Here is a 12,150-nt window from a genome sequence, read left to right on the forward strand (position 1 = left end):
CGCCACGGGGCGCGGATGGGCGCCAAGAAAAGCGTCCGGGGGACGGTTTCGCCCGGCCGCGGGCGGCGCCCAGGGGGCGGGGTGCGACACCCCCACTCCGGCACCGGAGTTCTCGATGCCGCCGGTCATCTGCGCGGCCCCACGGTCACGATGAGATTGCCGTCGGCATCCTGGGTGGCGACGTCGCCGGGTTCGAGCACCAGCGTGCAGTCCATCTGCTCGACGATCGCCGGGCCCGCGAGCGTGGCATCCGCCGGCAGGTGGTCGCGCCAGTAGACCGGCGTGTCGATCCACGCCTCGAAGAACACCGGGCGGGCGCCCGTGCGGGCCTCCTGAAGCGTCGCCTTGCGCCCCGAGGCATCGATCAGCGCCGAGAGGTCGATCTCGGGCCGGCGGCCGATCACCGAGGTGTTGACGTTGACCAGCGCCGCGCGGATCTCCGGCAGCTTGACCTGGAAGCGCCGGAAATACGCCTCTTCGAACAGCGCCTGCAATTCCTCCCGCGTGGGGGTCGCCGAGGGCAGCGGCACGCGCAGCAGGTGGGTCTGGCCGATGAAGCGCATCTCGACCGAGACGGCGATCTTCTCCTCGGCGATCTCGACGCGCTCGCGCCCGATGGCGGCGCGGCCCTCCTCGATCTGACGGACGAAAAGCGCGTGCACCTCGTCCATGTCGCAGGCATCCAGAGGCTGGTTCACCGTGGCCACGTAATCGTGGCGCAGATCGGCCACCACGCAGCCCAGCGCGTTGGTAATGCCGGGCCGTGCCGGCACCAGCACCCGCGGCACGCCCAGTTCGCGCGCGATGGCGCAGGCGTGCAGCGGTCCGGCCCCGCCAAAGGCGAAGAGCGCGAAGTCGCGCGGGTCCTCCCCGAGCGAGATCGACACCATGCGCACGGCGTCGGCCATCTTGGCGGTGGCGATGCGCAGCACCGCGGCGGCCGCCTCGGTGGCATCTAGCCCCAGCGCATCGCCGAGCCGCGACTGGAAGGCGGCGCGGATCGTCGCGAGAGAGACCGCGCCGGAGATGGTGTTGAGCTTGCCCGGGTCCATCCGCCCGAGCACCATGTTGGCGTCCGAGATGGTGGGCTCGACGCCGCCCTTACCGTAGCAGATCGGACCCGGCTCCGATCCGGCGCTGTCGGGGCCGACCTGCAGGAGCCCCGCCGCATCGACCCGCGCGATCGAGCCGCCGCCGGCGCCCACGGTGCGCACGTCGACCATCGGCACGTGGATCGGCATGGCGTACTCGATCTCGATCTCGTGCGAGACCGCCGGATCGGCGCCGCGGATCATCGCCACATCGGTGGAGGTGCCGCCCATGTCATAGGTCAGAAGGTCGGGGATGCCCGCGCGCCGCCCGGTATAGGCGGCGGCCATGACCCCGGAGGCGGGGCCGGACATCACCGTTTTGGCCGCCTCCTCGGCCACGACGCGGGCCGAGACCATGCCGCCATTGCCGTTCATAACCAGCAGATCGCGCTCGTAGCCGCGCTCCGACAGCCGGTCGGCCAGCCGCTCGACATAGCGCCGCAGTAAGGGCTGGACCGAGGCATTGACCGCCGCCGTGACGCCGCGCTCGTACTCGCGGCTTTCCGAGATCAGCGCGTGCCCGAGGGTGATGTTGCCGTTGGGCCAGACCTCGCGGGCGATCTCGCCGGCGCGGATCTCGTGGGCGGGGTTGGCATAGGCGTGCAGGAAATGGATCACCAGCGCCTCGCAGCCCTTGTCGCGCAGCTCTGCAAGCGCGGCGCGCAGGGCGTCTTCATCGAGGGCTGTGTATTCAGAGCCGTCCGCCAACATCCGCTCGGGGACCTCGAGCCGCAGATCGCGCGGGATGATCGGGCGGAACTGGCCGGTCATGCCATAGGCGTGCGGTCGGGTGCGGCGGCCAAGCTCGAGCACGTCGCGAAAGCCCAGTGTCGTCACCAGCCCGGTCTTGCAGAGCCGGCGTTCGAGCACCGCATTGGTGGTCGTGGTGGTGCCGTGCACGATCAGGTCGAGGGCCGCGGCATTCACCGAGGCCACATCGAGCGCCGCCAGCACCCCCTTCGACTGGTTGTCGAGCGTGGTGGGCACCTTGGCGAGCTTCACCACCCGCGCCTTGCTGTCGTAGAACACCAGATCGGTGAAGGTGCCGCCCACGTCGATCCCGGCGAAGCGGCCGGTGAGGGTCTTGTCGGTCATCTCGGGGGCCTTTCCTGCGGCATCTGCCGGGGGCATGTCGTCGCGCATCATGTGCCCGTCCCTGCGGCGCGGATGGCCGCGCGGACGGTGTCGGGCGTTGCGGGGAGGTGATGGACGCGGGCGCCGGTGGCGTGAGCGATGGCGTTGAGCACCGCCGGCGCGGTGGGGATCAGGCAGTGCTCACCGAGGCCCTTGGCACCATAGGGGCCATGGGCGTCGCCGCTCTCGATGACCAGGCTCTCGATCGGGGGCACGTCGCCGATGGTTGGGATGAGGTAGTCGTGCAGGTTCTCGGTGCGGCCCGGAAGGAACTCCTCCATCAGTGCGAGGCCAATGCCCTGCGCCACGCCGCCCTCGATCTGGCCCTCGACCAGCAAGGGATTGATCGCCCGGCCCACGTCATGCGCGGCGACGATGCGCAGCAGCCTGACCGTGCCCAGCGCCATGTCGACCTCGAGCTCGCAGATCTGCGCCGCGGTGCCGAAGACGGCATAGGGATCGCCCTGCCCGTTCTCGTCCAGCGGCGTGGTCGGCGGGTCGTAGCTCTCGACCGCCTCGATGGCGTAGCCTTCGGAGGGCTCCAGCTCGACCCGCACCGTGGTACCGGCATCCGACAGCGTGATGCCGCCGTCCTCGAGCGTGATGGTGGCCTCCTCGGAGACGTTGCCCAGCCGCAGGATCTTGGCCCGGAGCGCCGCGCCACAGAGCCGGGCGGCATTGCCCGAGATATAGGTCTGGCGGCTGGCCGAGGTCTTGCCGGCATCGGGGGTGATGTCGGTGTCGGGGCCGAGTATGGTGATCTGGCCGACCGGCACGCCCAGCGCCTCGGCAAAGATCTGCGCGATGACAGTGTTGGCCCCCTGCCCAATATCCACCGCGCCCTGATGCAGGCAGAGCGTGCCCTCGGGCGTGATCCCCGCGCGGATCGTGGACGGGTTCGAGATCGAGGTGTTGCCGCAGCCGTACCAGCCCGCCGCGATGCCCACGCCGCGCTTCTTCGCCGTGTTCGTGGCGTTAAAGGCCTCGGCCTCGGCCAATGCCTTGTCCCAATGCGGCTTGAGCGCATCGAAGCAGGCGTCGATGCCCATGCCGGTCTCGAAGACCTGCCCGGTCACGGTCGGATCCCCATTGCCGAGGCAGTTGAGGCGCCGGAACGCCAGACGGTCCATGTTCAGCTTCTCGGCCAGCAGGTCGTAGAGCTGCTCCTGCGCCACCGCCGATTGCGGCACGCCGAAGCCGCGGAAGGCCCCGGCGGGCGCGGTGTTGGTGTGGATGCCCGCGCTCTTCGCCTCGTAGTTCGGGGTCTTGTAGGGGCCGGAGGCGTGGATCGGCACGCGGTTGGCGACGGTCGGGCCCCAGCTGGCATAGGCGCCGGTGTTGAACACCCCGTCGAAGCGCACCGCGCTGATCCGGCCCTCGGCATCCGCGCCGATCTCCATGTGCACCTGGCTCGGATGCCGCTTGGTCGAGGTCGCGATGGATTCCGTGCGGGTGTAGGCAAGGCGCACGGGCCGATTCAGGATCCACGCCGCCAGCGCGACATAGGGCTGCGCGGTGAGGTCGAGCTTGGAGCCGAAGCCGCCGCCGGTCGCCGTGGGCAGGATGCGCACCTGCTCCGGTGCGAGCCCCATGATCCCGGCGATGCCGTCGCGGTTCATGAACGGCGCCTGCGTGCAGCACTGCACCTCGATGCGGTCGCCCACGCGCCGGGCCGAGGCGGCCTCGGGCTCGATATAGCCATGCTCGATGAAGCCGGTGGAGAAATCACCCGAGACCACGTGCGCGGCCCTGCCCATCGCCTCGGCGGCATTGCCGCGCGCCACGTAGCCGCGGCACATGACATTCGCGGCGCGGTCTTCATGCAGCAGAGCGGCGGTGTCGGCGCCCTCCGGGGTGAGGACCGAGGGCAATTCCTCCCACGTGACGGGAAACCGCCCCATCGCCGCGAGCGCCTCGCGGTTGCCGATCACGGCGGCCACCGCCTCGCCCCGGAAGCGAGTCTCACCTTCGGCAAAGACCGGCTGGTCCTCGAAGCCCGGAATGACGCCGAAGCGGTTCTCACCGGGCACGTTCTGCGCGGTGAGGATCAGCTCGAGAGCGTTCTCCTTACGGAAGGCCTCGAGATCGCCGAAGCGGAAGCTTGCCCGGTGGAATGGCGCGCGGATCACCTGCACGGTGAGCGCATCCGCCGGCGCCACGTCGTCGCCGAAGCGCTCGCTTCCGTTGACCTTGGGCCAGCCGTCGAGCCTTGCGATGGGCGCGCCAATGCCGCCCTCGGCCAGAGGCGCCGTCGTCGAGGCGTCGAGCACGGCGGCGATGATCTTGCGGTAGCCGGTGCAGCGGCAAAGCACGCCGCCCAGCGCGTCCGACACGCTGTCTTCGGTCAGCGCCTCGCCCGAGCGCAGGAGTGCGACCGCCGAGACCATCATGCCCGGCGTGCAGATGCCGCATTGCGCCGCCTGATGGCGCTGGAAGCTCTGCGCCAAGCGCTCGGCGTCGCGGTCGCGCGCCACCAGCCCGGCCTGTGTCTCGATCTCGCAGCCCTGCGCCTGACCGGCGGCGATCATGCAGGCGCAGACCGGCGCGCCGTCGAGCAGCACGGTACAGGCGCCGCAATCGCCGGCGTTGCAGCCGACCTTGACGTCACGCGCCCCGGCGCGCTCGCGCAGCACCTCCGAGAGGCGCGCGGTGGGATCGGCGGGCACCGTGATCTCGGCCCCGTTGAGCGTGAAGCCGATATGGCCCTGCGGCGCATCAAGCGACATGGGGCACCTCCTTGTCGGTGAGCGCCGCCTGCCCGATGGCGCGGGCGACGAGCGTGGCGACGGCCTCGCGGCGGTAGCCGGCCCCGGCGCGCACGTCGTCGATCGGGCTGAGCTCGGGGTAGTCGTATGTCAGCGCCGCCTGCCCGGCCTGCGAGATGGTCTTGCCGGCAAGCGCGGCCTCGAGCGCAGGAAGCCGCCGCGCCACCGGCGAGCACGCGCCCACCGCGAGCCGCGCGCTCTTTATGGCATCCCCCTCGGTCTCGACCACCGCCGAGACCATGGCGATGGAAATCACCAGGTAGCGCCGCGCGCCCAGCTTGAAGAAGGCGCCCCGCCCGTCCGCCTCGGGGATCAGCAGCGCGGTGAGGATCTCGCCCGGCGCCAAATGCGTGGCGCGCGGGCCGGTGATGAAGTCGCCGAGCGGCATCCGGCGCGTGCCCGAGGGGGCGGCCAGTTCGACCTCCGCGTCGAGCGCCAGCAGCGCCGGCACCCCATCCGCCGCCGGAGAGGCGTTGCAGAGGTTGCCGGCGACGGTGCCCGTGTTCTGGATCTGCACCGAGCCCACCTCGCGCGCGGCGGCCTTCAGCCCGTTGAAGAGCGGCGGCAGATCGGCCTTCAGCACCTGCGTCCAGGTGGTCGCGCCGCCGATGCGCCATCCCGTCTCGCTGCGGGAGATGCCGCGAAGACCGTCGACCCGCGTGAGATCGACCATCTCGGGCGGCGGGGTGCCGTCGCGCAGCGCCGGGTAGAGGTCGGTCCCGCCCGCCAGAGCGACCGCCCTGCCACCCTGCAGAAGCTCGAGCGCGGCCGAGAGCGATTCGGGGCGATGCAATGGCATTGGTCGTTCTCCTTGCTGGTCGCTGGGTTGGCCGGTCTGCGCCGCCTTCTTCGCCGCACTTCATTCGTGTGCGAACAATTTTAAGTGTTAGCGTAGGGGCGGTTTCCGATTTCTGTCAATCGCCATCATCGCGCCCGTCACCGGCATCGGGCAGAATGCTGAAAAACGCGACACAGGTCCATCTCGGCCCGCGCCGTCACACCATGCCGCTTGACAGAATGGCCGGGGCCATGCGTTCGTATACAAACAAATTACCCCGCAATGACGCCACAAGGCCAGCCAAGGAGCCCGCACGTGACCGTTGAGACGCCCCCGGTAAAACGCACGCAGGCGGACAAGCCCGAGAAGATCCGCTGCGATGCCTGCCCGGTGATGTGCTACATCGCCGAGGGCCGTGCCGGGGCCTGCGACCGCTACGCCAACGAGGGCGGCGCGCTGGTGCGTCTCGACCCGCTGACCATCCTCGAAAACCGCGAGGACGTGGCGCTTGTGCCCTTCCTCGAGCGCGAGTGGGACGGCGACATCGTGTCGGGAGACGAGGCCTTCGTCACCGCCGTTGGCTCGGGCACCACCTATCCCGATTACAAGCCCGCGCCGTTCATCGTTGCCTCGAAAGCGGCGGATGCCGACATGATCACCGTGGTGACCGAAGGGATCTTTTCCTATTGCGGCGCCAAGGTGAAGATCGACACCGACCGCCACCTCGGCAGCGAATGCGCCCCGGTGCGCGCCGAGGGCGAGGTCATCGGCCACGTGACGACGTCCGAGTATGGCTCGCAGATGCTGTCGCTCGGCGGCGTGAACCACCTCACCGGCGGCTCCAAGAAAGAGGGCCGCGCCACCTGCGCCGCCCTGCTGGCGCTCTGCAACGGCGAGCGCGTGGCGCTCAGCATCAACGATGGCGCCGAGCTCGAGATCACCGCCGGCAAGGCGCCGGTCGTCAATGGACAGACGGAAGAGCGGATGCGCGTCGGCTGCGGCTCGGCCACCATTGGCATGTTCGCCGCGCAGTGGCAGGGGCTGGTCGACGAGGTGGTGGTGGTCGACGACCATATCACCGGCGTCATGTCCGAGCATCAGGCCGGCAAGGTCATCGGCTGGCCCCCCACCGGCATCAAGATCAAGGGCCGCCGCTCGACCCCCGGGCGCTACTTTCAGGTCGCCGAGCCGGGCACCGGCTGGGGTGGCACCGATCTGTCGGACCCGCTCGCCATCCTCGATACGTTCAAGCCCGACGCGTGGCCGGGGCTGTCGATCCTCATGGTCTCGACCACCGGCGAGCACGCCGCGTATTACGAGCTTAACGACGATCTCGTGCCCGTGCAGAAGGAGATGCCCGCGCGGCTGCTGCCCTCGGTGCAGCGCATCGAGGAGAACTGCGAACCCTCGATGGCCTCGGTGCTGTTCATGGCCGGCGCCGGCGGGTCGCTGCGCTCGGGCGTGACCGAGAACCCGGTCTCGCTCACCCGTTCGGTGCAGTCGCGGCTCACCCGCGTCACCTGCGGCGGCGCCCCGGTGATGATGTGGCCGGGCGGTGGCATCACCTTCATGTCCGACGTCACGCAGATGCCGAAGAATGCCTTCGGCTACGTGCCCACCCCGGCGCTCGTCGCCCCCATCGAGTTCACCATGTCGCGCGCCGACTATCAGGCGCTTGGCGGCCACATGGACTACGTCATGCCGCTTGAGGATGCGCTCAAGGGCGTGCATCCGCGACAAAGCGATCACCGTCTCTCGGGCCAGCGCTCGGAGGGCCGCAAGAGCGGCGCCCCCTGGCCGGTGGGCAAGGAGCGCCGGACATGAGCTTTCGCGAGCGCCCGGTGGTGTGGTTTGCCCGCGACGGACGAATGCGGCTGACCCACGGCCCCATCGACCTGATCGTGACTGCCGAAGGCACGCCCGAGGCCACGAAAGCCGCCCTGCGCCGCGCACACGAGGCCTTCGAGCCGGTGCTGCCGGCGCTCTGCGAAGAGCTGCCCCGCCTGCGTGCGCCGCGAGGCGCCCGGCCCATCGGACCGGTGGCAAACCGCATGGTCTCGGCCGCAGACCCCTTCGCCGAACGCTTCGTCACGCCGATGGCGGCGGTGGCGGGCTCCGTGGCCGACCACGTGCTCGCCGCGATGCTGATGCCCGGCCACGGGCTCGACCGCGCCCATGTCAACAATGGCGGCGACATCGCGCTCTGGACCCGTGAAAGCCCGCTGCGGCTGGCGATCTGCGAAGACCCGGTCCTGCGCGCCCCCGGCGGCCGCGCCGTCATCGGCCTCACAGACGGCATCGGCGGCGTCGCCACCAGCGGCTGGCGCGGGCGCTCGCAGTCGATGGGCATCGCCGACGCGGTCACCGTGCTGGCCCGCGACGCCGCCACTGCCGACGTCGCCGCCACGCTCATCGCCAACGCCGTCGACCTGCCCGGCCACCCGTCCATCTCCCGTGTCCCCGCCAACGAGCTTGCGCCCGACAGCGATCTCGGCGCGCGGCGTGTCACCACCGCTGTCGGCCCGCTTGCGCCCGTCGAGGCGCGACAGGCGCTGGACGCCGGGCACGCGCTGGCCCAAGACTACATTCGCCGCGGCCTGATCCGCGCCGCCTGCCTTGCCGTGGCAGGCCAGCGCAGGGCGATTGGCGACGCCATTTCGCAGGAGGAACCCGAATATGCCTGAGGTGAAGGTCCGCAAGACGCTGGTCCAGGTCGAAACCATCTTCCACGAAGGCGGCCCCGCCCCCGATGCGCCGCAAAAGCGCGCCGCCGCCATCGCGGTGATCGAGAACCCCTATGCGGGCGGCTATGTCGAGGACATCCAGCCCTTCATGAAAGATCTCGAACCGCTCGGCGCCGAGATGGCCCGGATGTGCATCGACGCGCTTGGCGGCGACGCCTCCGTGGTGGAAGGCTACGGCAAGGGCGCCATCGTCGGCGTCAACGGCGAGATCGAGCACGGCGCGCTCTGGCACGTGCCCGGCGGCTACGCCATGCGCGACGCCATCGAGAAGAGCATGGCCATCGTGCCCTCGACCAAGAAGGTCGGCGCCGCGGGCACCCGGCTCGACGTGCCGGTGACCCACACCAATGCCTCCTACGTGCGCACCCATTACGACGCGGTCGAGGTCGGCGTGCCCGACGCGCCGCGCCCGAACGAGATCGCCCTGGTGCTGGTAATGACCACCGCGGGGCGCATCCACGCCCGCATCGGCGGCCTCACCAAGGATCAGGTCAAGGGCGAGGACGGGCTGCGTTGAAGCTGCGCAAGATCATCACGCAGGTCGAGGAGACCCGCTCGGAGATGGGCCAGGCGGTGTCGCCGCCCGCCCGCCGGGCGCTCGCCGCCGCGGTGATCGAGAACCCCTTCGCAGGCACCTATGCCGCGGATCTCTCGGAACTGATCGAGACCGGCGCTGAGCTTGGCACCCTGCTGGGCCATGAAGCGCTCTCGACGCTCGGCTGCGGCCCCGACGCCATCGAAGGCTACGGCAAGGCCGCGCTGGTGGGCGAGCTGGGGGAGCTCGAACACGCCGCGGCGCTGCTGCATCCCAAGCTGGGCGCGCCGCTGCGCGCGGTGATCGGCGGCGGCAAGGCGCTGGTGCCGTCGTCCAAGGCCATCGGCCGCGCCGGCGAGATCCTCGACGTGCCGCTTGGCCACAAGGACGCCGCCTATGTACGCAGCCATTTCGACGCCATGCGCCTGCGCCTTCCCGACGCGCCCCGCCCACGCGAGATCGTGGTGGCGGTGGCGCTGCAACAGACCGGACGACCGCTGCCCCGCGTGGGCGGCCTGAAACAGGACGAGATCGAGGGCGCCGACGGATTGCGCTGAACGGAACCGATAAATCGCAAGACCACCGAGCGCGTGAGCAAGGGAGTAGGACGATGACGAATTTCGTGAAGAACGCCTGGTATGTTGCTGGCTGGTCGACGGAAATCGACGACTCGCTGCGCCGCTTCACGATCCTTGGCGATCATGTCGTGATCTTCCGCACCTCCGACGGCACGGTCGCCGCGCTCGAGGATCGCTGCCCGCACCGCCTGCTGCCGCTCTCCAAGGGCAAGCGCATCGGCGACACCGTGCAATGCGGCTATCACGGCCTCACCTTCGACTGCTCCGGCGCCTGCGTCCGGGTGCCCGGCCAGACCAACCTGCCGAAATCGGCATACGTGATCTCCTACCCGATCGTCGAGAAACACGGCATCGTCTGGATCTGGATGGGCGACCCGGAAAGGGCCGACCCGGCCAAGGTCTTCGACATGCCCGAGTTCTCCGACCCGGGCTGGGCCGCGCATCACGGCGACGCGCTGCACCTGAGGTCGAACTACCTCAACGTGGCCGAGAACCTCGTCGACCCGGCGCATGTGAGCTTCGTGCACCCCACCACGCTGGGCAACGCGGCGTCCGAGAACGTGCCGGTCCATGTGCAGACCGAGGGCGAGGCCATCGTCGCCTGGCGCTGGATTCGCAACGCCGAGCCGATCGGCTTCTTCAAGGCCTTCGGCGGCTTCTCCGGCAATGTCGACCGCTGGCACTATTACTACCTCTACACGCCCTGCACCGCGGTGATCGATTTCGGCTCGATCGAGACCGAGAAGAACTGCGCCGAAGAGGATCGCGGCAAGGGCGTGCGCATCTTCGCGCTGCACTTCATGACGCCGGTCACCGAGACCTACACCATCGACCGCTGGATGCACCTGCGCAACACCGCCACCGACGATCCCGAGGCGGCCCATCGCATGGACGCCATGTTCCGCAAGGCCTTCGACGAGGACAAGGAGATCCTCGAGGCGGTGCAGGAGGAAGAGCTGCGCCCGCAGACGCGCCGCCCGATCCGCATCGCCATCGACAAGGGCCCCCTTGTCTATCGCAAGCGCATCAACGACCTTCTGGAACTGGAACGCACCGAAGATCTCGCCGCCGATCCGTCGCCGGCGTTTGTTTACCACGATTAACCGGCATAAGACCGGGACAGCAAAAGTTGCCGTCAGGGCAACGCCACCAACAGGAGAGACAACAGCAATGAACGTACTGAGACGTACCGTGCTTGCCACCGCCGCCGCCATGGCGCTGGTGCCCGCCGCAGGTTTTGCGCAGGACACCATCAAGGTCGGCGAGATCAACCACTACAAGCGCATGGCCGCCTTCGCCGAACCCTACAAGCTGGGCATCGAGCTGGCGCTGTCCGAAATCAACGAATCCGGCGGCGTGCTGGGCAAGGATCTCGAGTTCATCTTCCGCGACGATCAGGGCGACCCGGCCGAGGCGGTGAAGATCGCCGAAGAGCTGATGACCCGCGATGGCGCGGTGATGCTGACCGGCACCATCCTCAGCCATGTGGGCCTCGCGCTGTCGAGCTTCGCCGCGGAGAAGGGCTATCTCTACCTCGCTTCCGAACCGCTGGCCGACAGCCTGGTGTGGAAGTCGGGCAACCCCTACACCTTCCGCCTGCGCACCTCGACCTGGGTGCAGGCCGCGATGCTGGCCGAGGAGGCCGCCAAGACCGACGCGATCCGGTATGCCACCATCGCGCCCAACTACGCCTACGGGCAGGACGCAGTCGAGGCCTTCAAGGAGAACCTCAAGCGCCTGAAGCCCGAGGTCGAGTTCGTCGCCGAGCAGTGGCCGGCGCTGTTCAAGATCGATGCCGGCGCCGAGGTGCAGGCCATCGAGCGCGCCAAGCCCGATGCGATCTACAACGTCACTTTCGGCACCGACCTCGCCAAGTTCGTGCGCGACGGCGGCGACCGCGGCCTGTTCGACGGCCGCCATGTCTACGGCCTGCTGACCGGCGAGCCGGAATATCTCGAGCCGCTGGGCGACGAGGCCCCCGAGGGCTGGTTCGTCACCGGCTTCCCCTGGTACGGCCTCGAAGACGGCACGCCGGGCAAGACCTTCGTCGACGCCTATACCGAAGCCACCGGCGAGACCCCCAAGATCGGCAGCCTCGTGGGCTACATGACCGCCCAGTCGATCGCCGCCGCCATCGAAGCCGCCGGCAGCACCGACACCGAGGCGCTGGTCGCGGCCTTCGAAGGGCTCACGGTCGAGAACACCCCCATCGGCGCGCTGACCTACCGCGAGATCGACAACCAGTCGACGCTCGGCGCCTGGGTCGGCACCACCGCGGTCGAGGATGGCAAGGGCGTTATGGTGGACTGGGAATACAAGGACCCGGCCCCCTACATGCCGAGCGACGAGGACATCACCGCCATGCGTCCGGCCGAGTGACCGAACGGGGGCGCCGCCCGCGCCGCGCCCCCTGCTTCTCTATGTCGACAAATACTCCGGGGTGAATTGGCCCTCCGGGCCAAGAGGGGCAGCGCCCCTCCCCCCCCTGCCTCATCCGCACCCGAGCGCGGGCCAGCGCGCAGCCC

Annotated in this window: 9 protein-coding genes; 6 read left to right on the forward strand and 3 right to left on the reverse strand. The window is 69.3% G+C overall.

Going from position 1 to position 12,150, the window contains the following annotated elements; translation table 11 throughout:
• Positions 1 to 125: 125 nt before the first annotated feature.
• The 3 genes from LCM15_RS14570 to LCM15_RS14580 are packed head-to-tail and all read right to left on the reverse strand — an operon-like array spanning position 126 to position 5,789.
• Positions 126 to 2,186 (reverse strand): hydantoinase/oxoprolinase family protein, encoded by a 2,061-nt coding sequence (locus tag LCM15_RS14570; protein WP_224857685.1) that lies wholly within the window; start codon positions 2,184 to 2,186, stop codon positions 126 to 128.
• A 47-nt stretch (positions 2,187 to 2,233) separates the two neighbouring features.
• Complete coding sequence (locus LCM15_RS14575) at positions 2,234 to 4,951, reverse strand: molybdopterin-dependent oxidoreductase (RefSeq protein ID WP_224857632.1); 2,718 nt, start codon at positions 4,949 to 4,951, stop codon at positions 2,234 to 2,236.
• On the reverse strand, positions 4,941 to 5,789 hold the full coding sequence (locus LCM15_RS14580; RefSeq protein WP_224857633.1) for an FAD binding domain-containing protein: 849 nt from the start codon (positions 5,787 to 5,789) through the stop codon (positions 4,941 to 4,943). The genes LCM15_RS14575 and LCM15_RS14580 overlap by 11 nt, the downstream gene beginning before the upstream one ends.
• A 372-nt stretch (positions 5,790 to 6,161) precedes the next feature.
• Between LCM15_RS14580 and LCM15_RS14585 the strand changes: the two genes are divergently transcribed.
• The 6 genes from LCM15_RS14585 (at position 6,162) to LCM15_RS14610 (ending at position 12,004) form a co-directional block, all read left to right on the forward strand.
• On the forward strand, positions 6,162 to 7,592 hold the full coding sequence (locus LCM15_RS14585) for a 6-hydroxynicotinate reductase (protein ID WP_224857687.1): 1,431 nt from the start codon (positions 6,162 to 6,164) through the stop codon (positions 7,590 to 7,592).
• Entirely contained in the window at positions 7,589 to 8,452 is an 864-nt protein-coding gene (locus LCM15_RS14590; protein WP_224857634.1) for a UPF0280 family protein, read from the forward strand. The genes LCM15_RS14585 and LCM15_RS14590 overlap by 4 nt, the downstream gene beginning before the upstream one ends.
• Positions 8,445 to 9,029, forward strand: coding sequence for an amino acid synthesis family protein (locus tag LCM15_RS14595; protein ID WP_224857636.1), 585 nt, complete (start codon positions 8,445 to 8,447; stop codon positions 9,027 to 9,029). The genes LCM15_RS14590 and LCM15_RS14595 overlap by 8 nt, the downstream gene beginning before the upstream one ends.
• On the forward strand, positions 9,026 to 9,604 hold the full coding sequence (locus tag LCM15_RS14600; RefSeq protein WP_224857638.1) for an amino acid synthesis family protein: 579 nt from the start codon (positions 9,026 to 9,028) through the stop codon (positions 9,602 to 9,604). The genes LCM15_RS14595 and LCM15_RS14600 overlap by 4 nt, the downstream gene beginning before the upstream one ends.
• A gap of 53 nt (positions 9,605 to 9,657) precedes the next feature.
• Positions 9,658 to 10,728, forward strand: coding sequence for an aromatic ring-hydroxylating dioxygenase subunit alpha (locus LCM15_RS14605; RefSeq protein ID WP_224857639.1), 1,071 nt, complete (start codon positions 9,658 to 9,660; stop codon positions 10,726 to 10,728).
• Positions 10,729 to 10,795: 67 nt separating this feature from the next.
• Positions 10,796 to 12,004: an ABC transporter substrate-binding protein gene (locus LCM15_RS14610; RefSeq protein ID WP_224857641.1), complete on the forward strand. Its 1,209-nt coding sequence runs from the start codon at positions 10,796 to 10,798 to the stop codon at positions 12,002 to 12,004.
• Positions 12,005 to 12,150: the final 146 nt, after the last annotated feature.

Origin of the sequence: Salipiger bermudensis (assembly GCF_020171625.1) — a bacterium.
Taxonomy (GTDB): Bacteria; Pseudomonadota; Alphaproteobacteria; order Rhodobacterales; family Rhodobacteraceae; genus Salipiger; species Salipiger bermudensis_B.